11 protein-coding genes are annotated in these 18,291 nt (G+C 60.1%); 4 read left to right on the top strand and 7 right to left on the bottom strand.

Features of this window, described 5'->3' with window-relative positions; all coding sequences use genetic code 11:
• Position 1: 1 nt before the first annotated feature.
• Positions 2 to 3,343 (bottom strand): maltose alpha-D-glucosyltransferase, encoded by a 3,342-nt coding sequence (treS, locus tag ABTV22_RS13475; protein WP_433740818.1) that lies wholly within the window; start codon positions 3,341 to 3,343, stop codon positions 2 to 4.
• Between the two features lie 232 nt (positions 3,344 to 3,575).
• Positions 3,576 to 5,573, bottom strand: a complete 1,998-nt coding sequence (locus ABTV22_RS13470; RefSeq protein ID WP_433740816.1) for an alpha-1,4-glucan--maltose-1-phosphate maltosyltransferase — start codon at positions 5,571 to 5,573, stop codon at positions 3,576 to 3,578.
• Positions 5,574 to 5,778: 205 nt separating this feature from the next.
• Between ABTV22_RS13470 and ABTV22_RS13465 the strand changes: the two genes are divergently transcribed.
• The gene (locus ABTV22_RS13465; protein ID WP_433740815.1) at positions 5,779 to 5,943 is read left to right on the top strand and encodes a hypothetical protein; all 165 of its coding nucleotides are present in this window, start codon (positions 5,779 to 5,781) and stop codon (positions 5,941 to 5,943) included.
• A 139-nt stretch (positions 5,944 to 6,082) separates the two neighbouring features.
• On the opposite strand, the gene ABTV22_RS13460 is transcribed toward ABTV22_RS13465, so the two are convergent.
• Positions 6,083 to 6,577, bottom strand: coding sequence for an MgtC/SapB family protein (locus ABTV22_RS13460; protein ID WP_433740814.1), 495 nt, complete (start codon positions 6,575 to 6,577; stop codon positions 6,083 to 6,085).
• 120 nt (positions 6,578 to 6,697) lie between these two features.
• Between ABTV22_RS13460 and ABTV22_RS13455 the strand changes: the two genes are divergently transcribed.
• The 3 genes from ABTV22_RS13455 to mapR all read left to right on the top strand — a co-directional run bounded on the left by ABTV22_RS13455 (position 6,698) and on the right by mapR (position 10,156).
• On the top strand, positions 6,698 to 6,931 hold the full coding sequence (locus ABTV22_RS13455) for a DUF3203 family protein (RefSeq protein WP_433740812.1): 234 nt from the start codon (positions 6,698 to 6,700) through the stop codon (positions 6,929 to 6,931).
• A gap of 195 nt (positions 6,932 to 7,126) precedes the next feature.
• Complete coding sequence (ccoG, locus tag ABTV22_RS13450; protein WP_433740810.1) at positions 7,127 to 8,557, top strand: cytochrome c oxidase accessory protein CcoG; 1,431 nt, start codon at positions 7,127 to 7,129, stop codon at positions 8,555 to 8,557.
• Between the two features lie 189 nt (positions 8,558 to 8,746).
• On the top strand, positions 8,747 to 10,156 hold the full coding sequence (mapR, locus tag ABTV22_RS13445; protein WP_433740809.1) for a GntR family transcriptional regulator MpaR: 1,410 nt from the start codon (positions 8,747 to 8,749) through the stop codon (positions 10,154 to 10,156).
• Positions 10,157 to 10,247: 91 nt separating this feature from the next.
• On the opposite strand, the gene ABTV22_RS13440 is transcribed toward mapR, so the two are convergent.
• The 4 genes from ABTV22_RS13440 to ABTV22_RS13425 all read right to left on the bottom strand — a co-directional run bounded on the left by ABTV22_RS13440 (position 10,248) and on the right by ABTV22_RS13425 (position 18,197).
• Positions 10,248 to 10,994: an SDR family oxidoreductase gene (locus ABTV22_RS13440; protein ID WP_433740807.1), complete on the bottom strand. Its 747-nt coding sequence runs from the start codon at positions 10,992 to 10,994 to the stop codon at positions 10,248 to 10,250.
• A gap of 244 nt (positions 10,995 to 11,238) precedes the next feature.
• Positions 11,239 to 13,320 (bottom strand): putative bifunctional diguanylate cyclase/phosphodiesterase, encoded by a 2,082-nt coding sequence (locus ABTV22_RS13435; RefSeq protein ID WP_433740805.1) that lies wholly within the window; start codon positions 13,318 to 13,320, stop codon positions 11,239 to 11,241.
• Between the two features lie 282 nt (positions 13,321 to 13,602).
• Positions 13,603 to 15,093, bottom strand: coding sequence for an efflux transporter outer membrane subunit (locus ABTV22_RS13430; RefSeq protein WP_433740803.1), 1,491 nt, complete (start codon positions 15,091 to 15,093; stop codon positions 13,603 to 13,605).
• A complete protein-coding gene (locus tag ABTV22_RS13425; protein ID WP_433740801.1) occupies positions 15,090 to 18,197 on the bottom strand; it encodes an efflux RND transporter permease subunit in 3,108 nt (1,035 codons plus the stop codon). The genes ABTV22_RS13430 and ABTV22_RS13425 overlap by 4 nt, the downstream gene beginning before the upstream one ends.
• Positions 18,198 to 18,291 lie beyond the last annotated feature (94 nt).

The following is an 18,291-nucleotide window of genomic DNA, read 5'->3' as shown; positions in this document are numbered from 1 at the left end:
ACTACTCTCCACCAAGATCGGAAAAGGGTTTGAGCCCACTCAATAACCCGTGCAAACCGTGCAAAGGCACGGGCAGCCAACCGGGGCGATTTTCCGCCTCATAGGCCACTTCATACGCTGCCTTCTCCAGGCTGAACAACGCCAAGGCGGCGTCCTCGCCTTCCGGATCTTGCCATGCATGGCCAAGCGTAGCTGCCGCTTGCCGATAAGCGACCACAAATGCATGTTTTGCTTCACTTAAATAGCGATCCGCAACCCGTTGACGAGCCGCTTGCGCCACCTCGCTGTTGTCGACGCTCTGCACATTCATCGCCATGGCCGCTGCATAGTCGAAGGAGCGCAACACACCGCTGACATCCTTGTACGGACTGTGTTTGCCCCGACGTTCATGCAAGGGACGAGCCGGCTCGCCCTCGAAGTCGATCAGGTACGCATCCCCTTTGATGACCAACACCTGGCCCAAATGCAGATCGCCGTGCACGCGAATGCGCAAGCCGCCTGTCGTTTGTTTGGCCAATGCCTGAACGTGGCCGAGGATGGCTTTTTTGTTGTCCAGTAATTGGCTGACCAGGGTTTGGTCCGCCAGGCTCAATTCGTCTTGATGTAGTTTAAGCAACTTCAATGCATGCTCGATTTGTGCCGCCACATCCTTGGCCGATGCCAATGCGTCTTTGTGTGTGGTGACGTGTGGGTTGAAGTCCGGGTTGTTGCTTGGCACTGCCAGTACCTGATGCATTTCCCCCAGACGCTGGCCGAGCATGCCAGCGAAATCTTTCAATTCGCCTAGAGCGTTGTAGTGCTGCGCCTGCTCGGACAGGGCGTCCGCCAGTTCATCGCGCAGCGCCCGTTCGAGGTTGTTCTGTGTCCATTCCCAGGCGTCGCCCTGATTGCTCAAGTAGCCCTGGGCGATCATCAACAGATTGTCTTCCCCCTTGGCGTCCCGGCGCACCACGGCACCGAGCAACGGCGAAATATGGCGGAAACCGGCGTCGGTCAGGTAGGCGCTCATCTCCAGTTCCGGGTGAACACCCGGCGCGACCTTGCGAATCAGCTTGAGCACCAGGCTGGCGCCGATCACCACTGAACTGTTGGATTGTTCGGCCGACAGATAACGCACCTCCGACTCGGCCGTCAGACCCAGTTTTGCCAGCTCGGCGGTCGGTTCAAAGCGGATCTCGCCGCCCTCCAAAGGCAGCACCCTGCTCTCCTGAATGCTCTGCAACACCGCGTGGATATAGGCCTCCAGGCTGAACGCATCGGTGATCAAACCGACTTGGGGTCCACGACGTACTCTTGAAAGAGCAAGCTGTTGCGGCAATGCGGTACCCACCTGCTCTTCGGTAATGAAACCGAAGGGCAATTGATAGCGGCTGGTCTGGCCGGCGCTGGTGACCTCAATTTCGCTCAACAACACCGGGTGCTGCGCATCCCCGAACCGCACACCGTAGGCAAGGCTGACGTGCTCGATGGCGGCATCTTTGCCGGCAAACCAGCGGCGGTTCTGTAGCCAGTTCGGCAGGATGTCTTTCTCCAGCGTGCCCCGTGATGGTGCTTCGAGCAGCTCTTCCATGCGCTTTTTCAGTACCAGCGTGGTGAAGTCCGGCAGGCTCTGCGCCGGTTCCACATGCCAACTCGGCATCTGATTCTCGGCCGCCAGGCCGAACCAATAGAAACCGTAAGGCGCCAGGGTCAGCAGGAAACTCAACTGGCCGATAGGTGGAAACGCGTTCCCGCCCAGCATCTCCACCGGCACCATGCCGACGTACGCCGCCAGGTCCAGCTCCACCGCCTGGGCGCTGCGTGAAACGTTGGCCACGCACAGGATGATTTCGTGCTTGCCGTCAGGGCCGGTGTATTCGCGGGTATAGGCCAGGACGCGGCGGTTGGTCGGCGAGAGCATTTTCAACGTGCCACGGCCGAACGCCTTGGATTGCTTGCGTACCGCAAGCAGGCGCCGGGTCCAGTTGAGCAGCGAATGCGGGTCGCCAGACTGGGTCTCGACGTTGACCGATAGGTAGCCGTATTGCGGGTCCATAATCGGCGGCAGCACCAGGCTCGCCGGGTCTGCACGGGAGAATCCGCCATTGCGGTCGATCGACCATTGCATGGGCGTGCGCACGCCATCGCGGTCGCCGAGGTAGATGTTGTCGCCCATGCCGATTTCATCGCCGTAATACAGGGTCGGCGTGCCGGGCATCGACAGCAGCAAGCTGTTGAGCAATTCCACCCGGCGCCGGTCGCGTTCCATCAATGGCGCCAGGCGCCGGCGAATGCCCAGGTTGATCCGCGCCCGGCGGTCAGCGGCATAGTAGTTCCACAGGTAGTCGCGCTCGCGGTCAGTGACCATCTCCAGGGTGAGTTCATCGTGGTTGCGCAGAAAGATCGCCCACTGGCAGTTGGCCGGGATCTCCGGGGTCTGGCGCAAAATATCGGTGATCGGAAAGCGGTCTTCCTGGGCCAGCGCCATGTACATGCGCGGCATCAGCGGAAAGTGGAACGCCATGTGGCATTCGTCGCCGTTGAGGCCGTTTTTGTCGGTGTCGCCGAAGTACAGTTGCGTGTCTTCCGGCCATTGATTGGCCTCGGCCAGCAGCATGCGGTCTGGGTAGTTGGCATCGATTTCGGCACGGATCTGCTTGAGGACGTCGTGGGTCTCCGGCAGGTTTTCGTTGTTGGTGCCGTCGCGTTCGATCAGGTAGGGAATCGCGTCCAGGCGCAGGCCGTCGATGCCCATGTCGAGCCAGTAGCGCATCACCGACAACACGGCTTTCATCACCTGCGGGTTATCGAAATTCAGGTCCGGCTGGTGGGAATAAAAACGGTGCCAGAAGTACTGACCGGCCACTGGGTCCCAGGTCCAGTTGGACTTTTCGGTATCGAGAAAGATGATGCGGGTGCCGTCGTATTTTTGATCGTCATCGGACCACACATAGAAATCCCGCGCCGCCGAACCTTTCTTGGCCTTGCGTGCGCGCTGGAACCACGGGTGTTGGTCCGAGGTGTGGTTGATGACCAGTTCGGTAATCACCCGCAAGCCGCGCTTGTGCGCCTCGGCGATGAAGCGCTTGGCATCGGCCAGGGTGCCGTAATCGCTGTGCACGCCACGGTATTCGGCAATGTCGTACCCATCATCACGACGTGGCGAGGGATAGAACGGCAGGAGCCAGATGGTGTTGACGCCCAGTTCGGCGATGTAGTCGAGTTTGGCGATCAAGCCGGGAAAATCACCGATACCGTCGTTATTGGAGTCGAAATAGGATTTTATGTGAACCTGATAGATCACCGCGTCCTTGTACCAGAGCGGGTCCTTGATGAACGTGGCTGCCTTGGGTTTCTTCGCCATGTGAAACTCCTGTTTGATTCAAACCACAGGGCCAATAACTTGGAATGAAGGCTTCTGTGGCGAGGGGATTTATCCCCGTTCGGCTGCGAAGCAGTCGTAGATTCTGTGCACCCGTGTCTGACTGGAGTAATGGATTGTCTGGGTTATTTTTTGGGGGGCTGCTTCGCGGCCCAGCGGGGATAAATCCCCTCGCCACAGATAAATCCCCTCACCACAGATATCCGAGGTGATTCTATGAGGCGCTGATCCGCCAAATCCCGAACGGCAGGTACGCCGGGTCGATGCGCATGAACTGGTGCTTGCCGTGCCACGTCCAGCGATGGCCGTTCATCAGGTCCTCGCCCTGGGTGCTGGCATCGTCGGGCAGGCCCATTTCCCACAGTGGCAATTCGAAATTCGCCTCCTGCACGTGATGCGGGTCGAGGCTGACCGCCACCAGGATGAAATTGCTGCCGTCGGCGCTGCGCTTGCCGAAGTACAGAATGTTGTCGTTCCAGGCGTTGTAGATTTTCAGGCCCAGGTGCGTGTGCAGCGCCGGGTTCTGCCGGCGAATGCGGTTGAGCTGGGCGATCTCGGCAATGATGTTGCCCGGTGCGGTGAAGTCCCTTGGGCGGATCTCGTACTTCTCGGAATTGAGGTACTCCTCCTTGCCCGGAATCGGTGCCGACTCGCACAGCTCAAAGCCCGAATACATACCCCACAAACCGGACCCCATGGTGGCCAGCGCCGCGCGAATCAGAAAGCCAGGGCGCCCGGATTCATGCAGGAAAGCCGGGTTGATGTCCGGCGTGTTGACGAAGAAATTCGGCCGGTAGCATTCGCGCCACGGCGACTCATTGAGTTCGGTGAAGTAGGTCGCCAACTCCTGTTTGGTGTTGCGCCAGGTGAAGTAGGTGTAACTCTGGGAGTAACCGACCTTGCCCAGTCGCGCCATCATGGCGGGCGTGGTAAAGGCTTCGGCGAGGAAGATCACGTCTGGGTACAGCGCCCGTACATCGGCGATCAGCCATTGCCAAAACGGCAATGGCTTGGTGTGCGGGTTATCGACGCGAAACACCTTCACGCCCTCCAACACCCAACCGACGACAATATCGCGCAACTCAACCCACAGGCTGGGAATCGCCTCGACCGCATAGAAGTCGACGTTGACGATGTCCTGGTATTTTTTCGGCGGGTTCTCCGCGTATTTGATCGTGCCGTCCGGACGCCAGTTGAACCAGCCAGGATGCTGCTGCAACCAGGGATGGTCCTGGGAGCACTGGATCGCGAAATCGAGGGCGATTTCCAGGCCGTGATCTGCTGCTGCCGCCACCAAACGACGGAAGTCCTCGCGAGTGCCCAGCTCTGAATGAATCGCTTCGTGCCCGCCTTCGGGGCTGCCAATGGCATAAGGGCTGCCTGGGTCATCGGGGCCGGCAGTGAGGGAATTATTCGGGCCTTTGCGATAGCTGCGGCCAATGGGGTGAATCGGCGGGAAGTACAGGACGTCAAAACCCATGTCCTGAATCATCGCCAGCCGTGAATGCACATCGTTGAACGTGCCGTGGCGCGCCGGATCATCGGTGATCGAACGGGGAAACAGCTCATACCAACTGGCGAACTGTGCCAGCGTACGCTCGACATCCACCGGGAATTCGGGACTGAGGCTCAGATAAGCACGGTGATCGGCCTGGGCCATCAAATCGGCGCTACGTGGGTGCAAAAACAGCGCAACCTGCTCGGTTTCCAGCAGGCCCGACAATTCATGGTGCAACGCCGCCAGTTGTTCGCTCAGTTGACCTTCTGTCCGTTCAGCGGCCTGTTGAACCTGAAGCCGGCCTTCCTGAAGTTCCAGGCTGACCGGCACTGCCGCCAGATGCTTTTTTTCCAGCTCATAACGGAAACTGGCGAACTGATCGATCCAGGCTTCGATACAGAACACATAGCGGCCTTGTTCTTGCACACGGAACGCGCCCTGCCAGCCGTTATTGCCCTGATCGGCCATGACCTCGCTGTGCCAGACCTCATCACCTTCGGCATGCCAGCGTATGCGCACGGCCAGCTTGTCGTGACCGTCGGCAAACACCTTGGCGGTCACCACCACGTCCTGCCCGACCACGGCCTTGACCGCGAACTGTCCGCCGTCGAGGGTCGGCATGACGTTCTCAATCACGATGCGCGGCAACAACAGCGCTTGCGACAGCGGAATGTGTGGGTTGTAGCTCAGATCTCCAGGTTTTTCGGTCGTCATCGAGCATCGCTCCTGTACGCCCCAAGGACGCTCACGTGTGGGGTTGTCATTCACATCGGCCCGTCCCTCTCCGAATGAACTCACTTAGGTTCCGAGCGACGGCTGCCTGCAAAGTTCACCGCAAATGGTCTGGAATCAAATCCCTTGTACGGCGGTCAACCAACTTAAGCACGACTCACGCCATGTGCCACCGGAGGCTTGAACAATGACCAATCCATTCCCGGCCGAAACACCCGACCCGAACATCGACCAACCCGTCATCCCGCCAACCACCCCGCAACCGGTGCCCGAACAGGACCCACCCGGCACCACCCCGCCGCCAAGGGAAGAACCGCCGACGACCATGCCGCCGGTGATCGTCAATCCCTGAAACACTGTCCCATCTACATGAAGATTCAATGTAGGAGCTGCCGCAGGCTGCGATCTTTTGATCTTGCTCTTGGCTGCGCTGGAAAAACGCTGAAGATCAACATCAAAAGATCGCAGCCTTCGGCAGCTCCTACAGACGATCACCGGTCTTTTTCGAGTTTGTTCACGATCATGGGCATTACGCCGAGGATGGCCAGCGCCAGGAAGGTACTGAATACCGCCGTCGCTTCCCTCCCCAATCCGGCCGAGACACCGATGGCGGCGGTCATCCATAGACCGGCGGCCGTGGTCAGGCCTTTGACGTGGCCTTCGTCGCCTTCGCGGTTTTTCAGAATGGTGCCAGCACCGAGAAAGCCGATGCCGGCGATGACGCCTTGTACCACCCGACTCATGGCATCGGCCTGGGCGCCGGACATCTGCGGCACCAGCACGAACAGCGCCGCGCCCAGTGCGACGAGCATGTGGGTACGCACGCCCGCGGCCTTGCCCTTGTGCTCGCGTTCGAAACCGAGAATCGCGCCCAGCACCGCCGCCATCAGCAGACGCACGGTGATGCGGGTCAGTTGCGAGGCGTCGCCGATGTCCGCGAACTCGGCCTGCAGGGTCACCCAGACTTCATGCCACCAGGCGTTCATGACCGTGTCCTCGTGAGGGCTCATGGTGGATGGACCACACCGACCATTAATCGGTTGCACAGAACGATGGCCGGAGCCTGGGCCCTAACGTTCATCAGTGATGAAAAAAGGAATCACGCCATGACCGTGCGCATCGACAACCAGACCTGCTTCTTCACCACCGAAAATGGCGAGGAAATTCGCTTGTGCCCCGATATGACCATCATTACCGATGGCGACAAAGCCATGTCGGCGGTGGACTTGAATGGCCAGCGCATCTACATCACCGAAGCAGAAGCCGACGCCTTGACCGTAGCAGGCGCGGTGGACGGTCGCCGGCATCTGAAAGCCACCAGCAGTGATTCGGTGATTTGACTGATCCGGATCAATAACGCCCGCCGGCGCCTGATATTGCCGTTTGCATCCCGTTAAGACAGCTGCTTCAACTTGTCGCAGGCAGTCCTTAATCGTGAATCTGATCCGGTTTTTAAAGCATTACCTGAGCCTGTTATGCAAACAGATCGGCGCTCATAGTGCTCATGCCTGATGGAGGCTGATGAGCGAAAGACCATGAGCGAGAGAATTCCCGTCCGAACCCTAGAAAGCACAACCCCAGTCAAGATCTACGAACCTTCACGCCCCAAGATGAAGGCCAAAACCAGCGACAATCTGATCCACACCCGCAGTTTCACTGGCCTGTACCGCAACCTGCGTATCGGCGGTGCGGGCTTCCTGTTTCTGCTGTTCTTCGGCACCGTTTGGTTGAACTGGGGCGGCCGCCAGGCGGTGCTCTGGGACCTTTCAGAAAGCAAGTTCCACATCTTCGGCGCGACGTTCTGGCCCCAGGATTTCATCCTGCTCTCGGCACTGTTGATCATCGCCGCGTTCGGTCTGTTTGCGATCACCGTGTTCGCAGGCCGGGTCTGGTGTGGCTACACCTGCCCCCAGAGTTCCTGGACCTGGATTTTCATGTGGTGCGAGAAAATCACCGAAGGTGAACGCAACCAGCGGATCAAACTGCAAGCCGCCCCATGGGGGCTTAACAAGTTGATGCGGCGTTCGGCCAAGCACACCTTGTGGCTGGCCATCAGCCTGCTGACCGGTCTGACGTTTGTCGGGTATTTCACGCCAATCCGGCCATTGGCCGAAGAACTGCTGACCTTGCAAATCAGCGGGGTCAGCCTGTTCTGGGTGCTGTTTTTCACCGGCGCCACGTACCTCAATGCCGGCTGGCTGCGCGAAGCGGTGTGCATGCACATGTGCCCATATGCGCGGTTCCAGAGCGTGATGTTCGACAAGGACACCCTGACCATTTCCTACGACACTGCACGCGGCGAAAACCGTGGCCCGCGCAAGCGCGAGGTCAAACCCGCCGAGGTTGGCTTGGGTGATTGCATCGACTGCCAGCTCTGCGTCCAGGTCTGCCCCACGGGCATCGACATCCGCGACGGCTTGCAGATGGAGTGCATCGGTTGCGCGGCGTGCATCGACGCCTGCGATTCGATCATGGACAAAATGGGTTACGACCGTGGACTGATCAGCTACACCTCCGAGCACCAGTTGCAGGGCGGCAAGACGCACCTGTTGCGGCCACGCTTGATCGGCTACACCGCCGTGCTGCTGGTGATGATTGCCGCGCTGGTGGTTGCGCTGATGCAGCGGCCGATGGTGTCGCTGGACGTGAGCAAAGACCGAGGCCTGTTCCGTGAGAACAGTCAGGGACAGATTGAGAACATCTACAGCCTCAAGATCATCAATAAGACCCAGCAGCGCCAGGAATACCGCCTGAACCTCGTCGATGGCGATGGCTTCCAGTTGCAAGGCAAGACCGATCTGAGCCTGGCGCCTGGCGAAATCGTCGATGTGCCGGTGTCGGTGGCGATGACCACGCAGCGACCAGCCAGCAGCTCGCAGAGTATCGGTTTCAAGGTTGTCGACAACGATGAACCGGGCGTTTTCAGCGTGGCCAAGAGCCGGTTTGTTGCGCCGATCAATCGTTGAGCCTTTAAGATGCATGCGATCTGCCGGAGCCTCGGCTTTACCTGTGGCGAGGGGATTCATCCCCGTCCGGCTGCGTAGCGGCCGCAAGACCTGTATGCAGGATTCGTCTGACGAAACACTGGGGCTGCTTCGCAGCCCAACGGGGATGAATCCCCTCGCCACATTGACTATTACCAATCCGGGCACTCGATGAAACGCTACGAAAAATTCGCCGACGACATTGCTGAACTGATCCGCTGCGGCGTTCTCGGTCCCGGTCAACGCGTGCCGTCGGTGCGCTATGCGAGCCAGACCTACGGCGTCAGCCCGTCCACGGTATTCCAGGCCTATTACCTGCTTGAACGCCGTGGCCTGATCCGCGCCCGGCCACGCTCCGGGTACTTCGTCAATGCCCATGCGCCCCGGCCGTTTTCTGAGCCGGTGATCAGCACTCAGGTCAGTGAATCCACCGAAGTCGATGTCAGCGAATTGGTGTTCTCGGTCCTCGACTCGATCAAGGACCCGAACACCGTGCCTTTCGGCTCGGCCTTCCCCAGCCCGACCCTGTTCCCCCTGCAACGCCTGTCGCGCTCGTTGACCAGCGCCAGTCGCGAGATGGATCCGCGCATGGTCGTGACCGACCTGTCGCCGGGCAATCCGCAACTGCGGCGACAAATCGCCCTGCGCTATATGGTCGGCGGGCTGATGCTGCCGATGGAAGAACTGCTGATCACCAACGGCGCCCTGGAAGCGTTGAACCTGTGCCTGCAAGCCGTTACCCAGCCTGGTGACCTGGTGGCGATCGAAGCCCCGGCGTTCTATGCCTGCCTGCAAATACTCGAGCGGCTGAAGCTCAAGGCCGTGGAAATCCCGGTGCATCCGCGCGACGGCATCGACCTTGGCGTCCTGGCGCAAACCCTGGAACGCCATCCGATCAAAGTCTGCTGGTGCATGACCAGTTTCCAGAACCCCATGGGCGCGACCATGCCCGAGGACAAGAAACAGGCACTTGTCGAGCTGCTGCGCAGCCATCAAGTGCCCCTGATCGAAGACGACGTCTATGCCGAGTTGTACTACGGCCAACAGGCGCCGAAACCGGCCAAGGCGTTCGACACCGAGGGGCTGGTGATGCATTGCGGTTCGTTCGCCAAAAGCCTGGCCCCCGGCTACCGCATCGGCTGGGTCGCCGCCGGGCGTTATGCGCAGAAAATCGAACGATTGAAGCTGATGACGTCACTCTGCGCCTCGATGCCGGCCCAAGCGGCCATCGCCGATTACCTGCAACACGGTGGCTATGACAGGCACCTGCGTAAACTGCGCTACGCCCTGGAAGAGCAGCAAAGCGCCATGCTGTCGGCCATTGCCCGCTATTTCCCGGCGCAAACCCGCGTCAGCCAACCGGCTGGCGGCTACTTCCTGTGGCTGGAGCTGCCGGCGCAGATGGATTCGCTGAAGTTGTTCCAGATGGCGCTGGCCCAAGGCATCAGCATCGCGCCCGGGCCGATCTTTTCACCGACCCAGCGCTTCAGGAATTGTATTCGATTGAACTACGGCAGCCCGTGGGATGAGACGGCCGAGAAAGCGATGGAGACGTTGGGGCGGATTGTCAGATCGTTCTAAAAGCAAAAGATCGCAGCCTGCGGCAGCTCCTACAGGGAAACGCATTCTCAAGTAGGAGCTGCCGCAGGCTGCGATCTTTTGACCTTGCTTTTTAGCGCCCGCCACCCAGATCAATAAAAGTCCCGGTCGCGTACGAGGCCTTGTCCGACAACAACCAGACAATCGCCTCCGCCACTTCATCCGGCCGACCGCCACGGGCCATGGGGATGGCCGACTCCAGCTTGCTGACCCGATCCGGATCACCGCTCAAGGCATGAAAATCGGTGTAGATGTAGCCCGGCCGTACGGCGTTGACGCGAATCCCCTCGCCCGCCACTTCCTTGGACAGGCCAATGGTGAAGGTGTCGAGTGCGCCCTTGGAGGCGGCATAGTCGACGTACTCGTTGGGTGAACCCAGGCGCGCGGCGACCGAGGAGACGTTGACGATGCTGCCACCCTGCCCGCCGTGTTTGGGCGACATGCGCAGGATCGCGTGCTTGGCGCACAACACGGGTGCCAGCACGTTGGTCTTGAGGATTTTGAGAATGCGAAACTCGGACATTTCATCGACCCGAGACTTGTGCCCGACGGTACCGGCGTTATTCACCAGCGCCGTGACCCGACCCAGCTCAGTATCCACCCGGTGAAACAGGGCGATCACTTCGTCTTCGATGCTGACATCGGCGCGCACCGCAATGGCTTGCGCACCCAGGGCACGGACTTGCTCCAGCACGCCTTGCGCGGCTTCTTCATCAGACTGGTAGTTGATACAAATCCGATAGCCAAGTCCTGCGGCCAACAGGGCTGTGGCGGCGCCAATGCCGCGACTGCCACCGGTGATGACGATGACTTTATCCATGCAAGCTTTCCCCGTTTCAAGCGTAAGCGGTCGGGGGGAAGAATAACCGGCCTTTTCGGATTTTGCATGATGCGGTTATCGAACACGCTGCTGTGGAGATTTACTGTGGCGAGGGGATTTATCCCCGTTCGGCTGCGGAGCAGTCGTCAATTCGGTAAACCAGATCTGCCTGGAGAAATGGGCCTGTTTGAGTAAATAGAGGGCCGCTTCGCGCCCCAACGGGGATAAATCCCCTCGCCACAGATCAAGCCAGTGCCAATTGCTCGGAGCGGTGAATTTCCAGCATGAACCGCTCAGCCGGCAATGGATGCCCAAGCAGATAGCCCTGCAACGAGTTGCATCCCAATTGGGTCAGGAAGTCCTGCTGCACGTCGGTTTCCACACCTTCGGCCACAATGCGCAGGCCCAGCGCCTGACCCAGCGCGACGATGGCGGAAACGATGGCCGCATCGTCGCTGTCGCGCTCCAGGTCACGCACAAAGCCACGGTCGATTTTCAGCTCATTGGCCGGCAGGCGCTTGAGATACATCAGGCTCGAATACCCGGTGCCGAAGTCATCGATGGACAGGTCGACGCCCATTTCCGACAGCTCCTGCAGTACCGTCATGCTCGCATCGGCATCGTTCATGGCGGTGGTTTCGGTGATTTCCAGGGTCAGGCTGTTGGCCGGCAAGCGGTGCGTGGCCAGCGCCTTGGCGACACTCTGCACCAACCCGGCGTGGCAGAACTGCAAGGCCGAGAGGTTCACTGCGATACGCCAGCCGGTGTAGCCCAGCACGTACCATTCGCGCATCTGCCGGCAGGCTTCATTAAGCACCCACTCGCCGATCGGGATGATCAACCCGGTTTTTTCCGCCAACTCGATGAACTTGTCCGGCAGCAACATGCCCTGGGTCGGATGCTCCCAGCGCAGCAACGCTTCGGCGCCGACCGGTTGACCATTGCTGGCGTCGAACTTGGGTTGGTAATGCAGCGTGAACTGCTGCTGTTCAATGGCAATGCGCAGGTCTTGCAGCAGTTGCAGTTGCTTGCGGGCGTTGCCGTTCATCGAGGCATCGAAGAAGCTGTAGCCGTTTTTGCCCGCGCCCTTGGCGTGGTACATCGCCGCGTCCGCGTTCATCAGCAATTCGTGGGCGTTCTGGCCATTGCCCGGATAGAGCGCAATGCCGACGCTGGCAGAGATGTGCAAATCATGTTCGGCGACGCGAAACGAACGGGCGATCAAGCCGACCTGACGGGCTGCCAGGTTCATCGCGTCATTCTGCTCGCTGAGCTGCACCAGCAGCACGAACTCATCGCCACCGATGCGGGCCAGCGTGTCCTGGCTGCGCAGGTCCTCGCGCAAGCGCAAACTGACTTCACGCAACAGCTGATCGCCCATGTGGTGGCCGAAGGCATCGTTAACGGGTTTAAAACCGTCCAGATCAATAAACATTAAGGCAAAGCAACCGCCCTCGCCGTTTACCCTGGAGATCGCCTGGTCGATGCGATCGGCCAGCAAAATGCGATTCGGCAGGCCGGTCAGGGTGTCGTGCAGGGCCAGTTGGGTCAGCTCGCGGTTGGCTTCGGTCAATGATTGGGCAAGGCTGGCGGTACGCGCTTCCAGGCGCGCATCCAGGATCGAGGTCAGCAGGGCAATGCTCAGTACCGCCAAGGTCGTGATCAGCACCAGGTTGTCCAGGCCATTGCCGTTCAACCCATCCACCGCGGCGCCACAAAAACTGCCTTCCGGAAACTGTGCGGCGGCCATCCCCGTGTAGTGCATGCCGACGATGGCAATGCCCATGATCACTGCCGCGCCGCCACGAATCAGGCGTACATGGGGCGTATGCTGACGCAGACGAAAAGCGATCCACAACGCCGCCCCGGAAGCCCCTACTGCAATCAGCAACGAGCTACTGAACAATGTCGGGTCGTAATCGATCCCCGGTTGCATGCGCATGGCGGCCATGCCGGTGTAATGCATGGCACTGATGCCCGCCCCCATCACCAGTGCGCCGAAGGCCAGTTGCCAGACCGGCAATTGCGGTTGACTGACCAGCCACAAGGCGAAGCCGCAGGAGAGGATCCCGATCAACAGCGACAGCAGGGTAATGGAAAGGTCGTAACCGAGGTCAATCGGCAGCTTGAACGCCAGCATGCCAATGAAATGCATCGACCACACGCCGATGCCCATGGCGAAAGCGCCACCCGCCGTCCATAAATGCACGGCTCGCCCCTTGGCGGTGGCGATACGCCCGGTCAGGTCGAGCGCTGTGTAGGAGGCGAGAATCGCCACGCAAAGCGAGATGATTACCAGCGTTGGAGAGTAACTACCGATGAGCATAAGACGTCTCGCCACCGCCCCCCGTACTGCTTCCTTTCTCGGTGGGGCAAATTTGGCGATTGTACTGATTGCGCTAAAGAACGCACTGAAAAAGTAATCATTTAGCCATCAGTCCGATGAAACGCTTGTTTGATTGAAAAAAAGGCTCTGGATCAAAGGCGTTGGACCTGCCGCACCCTTGTAGGAGCAAAGCTTGCTCGCGATAGCGCATTGACATTCAACATCCATGTCGACAGATACGCCGCTATCGCGAGCAAGCTCTGCTCCTACAGGTTCCAGGTGTCAGTTATTGCTTAGTTCGAGCTGCCCATCCCAGCCGCCCCCCAGCGCCGCAATCAACTGCACGCTGGCGATCAAGCGGCTCTGCAACAGGGTCAATGCCGTGCGCTCATTGCTCAATGCCGTGGCCTGAACCACCACCACATCCAGGTAGGCAATCAAGCCAGCCTTGTACTGGTTCTGGGTCAGGCGCAAGGACTCGCGCGCCGCATCCAGGGCTTGCTGGCGAACCACGGCTTCGTTCTCCAGGACCTTGAGCTGCACCAGGAAGTCTTCCACCTCCCGGAAACCGTCGAGCACGGTCTGACGGTATTTGGCCACGGTTTCATCGTAGGCCGCTTCGCTGCGGTCCACTTCCGCCGAGCGCTGGCCGCCGTCGAACAAGGTCATGGCCAGCTGCGGGCCCACCGACCAGAAACGGTTTGGCACGCTGAACAGGTCTTTGGAGGTACTGCTGCTGTAACCGCCATTGAGGCTCAGGGTGAAGTCTGGGTAGTAAGCGGCCTTGGCCACGCCGATGTTGGCATTGGCGGCGATCACCGAGCGTTCGGCCGAGGCGATGTCCGGACGCCGTTCCAACAATTGCGAAGGCAAGCTCAGGGGCACGTCGGGCAAGGTCGGGATGTCTTGGGTTTCAGCCAGTTTGAACTCGGCCGGCGGCAGGCCGATCAACACGGCGATGGCATTTTCGAACTGGGCGCGTTGCCAGATCAGGTCGACCAGGTCCGCCTCGGTGCTCTTGAGCTGGGTCTGCGCCTGGGCCACTGCATCTTTGCCGGAGACACCGGCACGGTACTGGTTCTCGGTCATGGCCAGCGAGCGCTGGTACGCCGCTACGGTCGCTTCCAGCAGGCGCTTCTGTTCATCGATGACTCGCAATTGCAGGTAGTTCTGCACCAATTCCGACTGCTGGCTCAAGCGCATCGCCGCCAGATCGGCATAGCTGGCCTGTGCATTGGCGGTATCGGCTTCCAGGCCACGGCGCAGCTTGCCCCAGACATCCGCCTCCCAGCTGACACCGGCCTGAGCGGTGTAGGTGTTGCGGATACCGCTCGAAGAACTGCTCAGGCTGGAACTGCTGCTGCCGGTGCCTTGGCTGGAGCGGGTTTTGCCGGCAGTCAGGTCCACCGTCGGGAAAAACGCTCCACGGGCACTGCGCACCAAGGCCTGGGCCTGACGGTACTGGGCTTCGGACTGGGCAACGGTCTGGTTGGAACTGTTGAGTTTTTCGATCAGCCCGTTGAGTTGCTGATCGCCATACAGCTCCCACCACGCGCCGCGGGCCAGAGCGTCGCTGGGGCTGGCCTGACGCCAGCCCGCTGCTTCCTTGTACTGCGCGATTTCCGCGGTTTGCGGGCGCTGGTAATCCGGGCCGACGGCGCAAGCACTGAGCATCGTCACGCACAGCGACAGGCTCAACAACCGCGAGCCTCGGGCCTTAATCAGCGATGTGGCCAGCGGTGAAGCCAGGTTGAACAGCGAACGGTCAGTCATAGCGGAGTTTCCAGAGCAGCATCAGTACGCACCCCACGCCATTTGTTGAAGCGATGGCGCAGTTTGTCGAGATAGAGGTAAACCACCGGGGTGGTGTAAAGGGTCAGCACTTGGCTGAAGATCAGTCCGCCGATGATGGTCAGGCCCAGGGGCTGGCGCATTTCCGCCCCTTCGGCGCGGCTGAGCAGCAACGGCAAGGCACCAAGGATCGCCGCCAGGGTGGTCATCAGGATCGGCCGCAGACGTTGCAGGCAGGCATTGCGAATCGACTCCAGCGGCGCCATGCCCTGGTGGCGTTCAAGTTGCAGGGCCAGGTCGATCATCAAAATGGCGTTTTTCTTCACCACGCCGATCAGCAGGAACAGCCCCAGCAACGAGATCAGGCTGAATTCGCCGCCCAGGACATAGATCGACAGCAATGCACCGACCCCCGCCGAAGGTAAGGTCGAGAGAATGGTCAGCGGATGGATGTAGCTTTCATAGAGCACGCCGAGCACCAGGTACACCGCCACCAGCGCGCCAAGGATCATGAACGGCTGGCTCTTCTGTGTCGCGGCAAAGGCATCGGCGGTGCCGGCCATTTTCGCGATCACGTCTTCCGGCAGCCCCACGGCGGCAATCGCCCGTTCGATGGCGGCACTGCCCTGCTCCACCGTCACGCCTTCGGCCATGTCGAAAGAAATACTTTCCGAGGCGAACTGCCCTTCGTGGCTGACCCGGTCGTCTTCCAGGCTGTTTTCGTAATGGGCAATGGTCGACAGCGGAACCCGCGCGCCGTCAGCGGTGATCACCTGTACCTGATTGAGCGTGATCGGGTCCTGGGCGTATTTCTGATTGACCTCCATGACCACCTGATATTGGTTGAGGCTGTCGTAGATGGTCGATATCTGCCGCTGGCTGTAGGCGTTGTTCAGCACCGCCGTGACCATGTCCATGTCGATCCCCAGACGCTTGGCCTGATCGCGATCGACAATCAACTTCACTTGCTGGGCACCACGGCCTTCCCGAGCGTCAATCGCCGTCAGCTCCGGCAAGGCCCGGAGTGCGGTGACTACCTTCGGATACCACTCGCGCAACGCCCCCAGGTCTCCGCTTTGCAGGATGTAGGAATACTGCGACGTGGTCTGTTCGCGGCCACCGCCGAATTGCAGGTCCTGGTCGGCCATCAACATCAACTGCGCACCGGGCACCTTGGGCATTTCCTTGCGCAGCCGCTCGATGACCTTCTGTGCGGAAATATTGCGTTCCTTGATGGGCTTGAGGCGCACCAGCATGAATGCGTTGTTGGTGCCGTTGGTGCCGCCGATGAAGCCGGCGACGCTTTCCACGGCATCATCCTTGAGCACGGCGCGGCGGAACGTCTCCATCTTTGGCTGCATCACGCTGAACGACAGACCGTCGTCGCCCCGCACGAAACCGATCAACTGGCCGGTGTCCTGCTGCGGCAGAAAGGTTTTCGGCACCACCACGTAAAGGGCAACGTTGACGCCGACGGTCACGAACAGGCTGAGCAAGGTCAAGCGGCGATGACGCAGCACCCAGTCGAGGCTGGTGGCGTATTTGCCGACCATCCATTCGTTGGTGCGCTGGCTCCAGCGTTGCAGACGGTTTTCCTGGCCGGGGGTATGGGGTTTGAGCCAACGCGCACAGAGCATCGGCGTCAGTGTCAGCGAGACCAGCAGCGAGACCACGATCGCCGCCGCCAGTGTGATGGAAAATTCGCGGAACAGGCTCTCGATGATCCCGCCCATGAACAGGATCGACAGGAATACTGCGACCAGCGACACGTTCATCGACAGCAAAGTGAAGCCGACTTCCTGCGCCCCGAGATATGCAGCCTTCATCGGTTTGACGCCTTCGTCGATGTGCCGGGAAATGTTCTCCAGCACCACGATGGCATCGTCCACCACCAGGCCGGTGGCGAGGATCAGTGCCATCAGCGACAGATTGTTCAGGGAGAAGCCGTAGAGGTACATCACGGCAAAGGTGCCCACCAGCGACACCGGCACCGCCAGGGTCGGGATCAGTGAGGCACGGAAGTTTCCGAGAAACAGGAACACCACCAGGATCACCAACGCCACGGCGATCAGCAACGTCATCTCCGCTTCGTGCAGCGTCGCCTTGATCACCGGCGAACGGTCCATGGCCAGGTTCAGCTTGACGCTGGCCGGCAGCACCGCCTGCAACGCCGGCAGCTGGGCCTTGATCTCGTTGACCGTCTCGATGATGTTGGCGCCGGCCTGGCGGTTGATCACCAGCAGCACCGCCGAATCATCGTTGAAGAAGCCACTGTTGTAGCGGTCTTCGACGCCGTCAATGACCCTGGCCACGTCCTTCAGGCGCAGGGCCGCGCCGTCCGCGTAGTGGATGATCAGCGATTCGTAGTCCTTGGCTTTTTCCAGTTGGTCATTGGCCTGCACCTGCCACAACCGCTGACCGTCTTCCACCGAGCCCTTGGGCCGGCGAACGTTCGCGTTGGCAATGGTATTGCGCACGTCATCCAGCGCCACGCCGTACTGGTTCAGCGCTTGAGGTTCGAGTTCGATGCGCACTGCCGGCAGCGAACTGCCGCCGATCTGCACTTCACCGACGCCCTGCACCTGCGACAGGCTCTGGGACAGAATGGTGGAGGCCAGGTCGTATAGCTGGCCTTTTTCCAGCACGTCCGAGGTCAGCGACAACACCATGATCGGTGCCTGGGACGGGTTGACCTTCTTGTAGGTCGGCATGCTGCGCATACCGCTGGGCAGCAGGTTGCGCGAGGCGTTGATCGCCGCCTGCACTTCTCGCGCTGCGCCGTTGATGTCGCGGTCGAGGTCGAATTGCAGGATCACCCGGGTCGAACCCTGGCTGGATCGGCTGCTCATGGTGTTGACCCCGGCAATAGTGCCGAAGGAGCGCTCCAGCGGCGTCGCCACCGTCGAGGCCATCACCTCGGGACTGGCACCGGGCAGGCTGGCCTGGACCACGATCACCGGGAAGTCCATTTGCGGCAGCGGCGACACTGGCAGCAGGCCGAAGCTCACGCCGCCGAGCAACATGATCGCCAGGCTCAGCAACATCGTTGCCACGGGACGCTTGATGAAAGGGCCGGAAAGATTCATCGACCTTCCCTCCCGGCATCAATCCCTGTAGGAGCGAGCATGCTCGCGATAGCGGTAGATCTGCCAACATCAATGTTGTCTGTAATGGCCCCAT

The organism is Pseudomonas putida (assembly GCF_050990305.1).
GTDB classification, from domain to species: domain Bacteria; phylum Pseudomonadota; class Gammaproteobacteria; order Pseudomonadales; family Pseudomonadaceae; genus Aquipseudomonas; species Aquipseudomonas putida_AH.
The sequence above is the reverse complement of the archived record's forward strand: the minus strand, read 5'-3'. Positions and strand labels throughout refer to the sequence as shown.

Bases quoted from the DNA above. Each gene is read 5' to 3' on its own strand.
- ABTV22_RS13460 (WP_433740814.1), bottom strand. From the start codon at position 6,577: ATGAACGCCTGGTGGCATGAAGTCTGGGTGACCCTGCAGGCCGAGTTC.
- mapR (WP_433740809.1), top strand. From the start codon at position 8,747: ATGAAACGCTACGAAAAATTCGCCGACGACATTGCTGAACTGATCCGC.
- ABTV22_RS13425 (WP_433740801.1), bottom strand. From the start codon at position 18,197: ATGAATCTTTCCGGCCCTTTCATCAAGCGTCCCGTGGCAACGATGTTG.
- ccoG (WP_433740810.1), top strand. From the start codon at position 7,127: ATGAGCGAGAGAATTCCCGTCCGAACCCTAGAAAGCACAACCCCAGTC.
- ABTV22_RS13455 (WP_433740812.1), top strand. From the start codon at position 6,698: ATGACCGTGCGCATCGACAACCAGACCTGCTTCTTCACCACCGAAAAT.
- treS (WP_433740818.1), bottom strand. From the start codon at position 3,343: ATGGCGAAGAAACCCAAGGCAGCCACGTTCATCAAGGACCCGCTCTGG.
- ABTV22_RS13430 (WP_433740803.1), bottom strand. From the start codon at position 15,093: ATGACTGACCGTTCGCTGTTCAACCTGGCTTCACCGCTGGCCACATCG.
- ABTV22_RS13470 (WP_433740816.1), bottom strand. From the start codon at position 5,573: ATGACGACCGAAAAACCTGGAGATCTGAGCTACAACCCACACATTCCG.
- ABTV22_RS13435 (WP_433740805.1), bottom strand. From the start codon at position 13,320: ATGCTCATCGGTAGTTACTCTCCAACGCTGGTAATCATCTCGCTTTGC.
- ABTV22_RS13465 (WP_433740815.1), top strand. From the start codon at position 5,779: ATGACCAATCCATTCCCGGCCGAAACACCCGACCCGAACATCGACCAA.
- ABTV22_RS13440 (WP_433740807.1), bottom strand. From the start codon at position 10,994: ATGGATAAAGTCATCGTCATCACCGGTGGCAGTCGCGGCATTGGCGCC.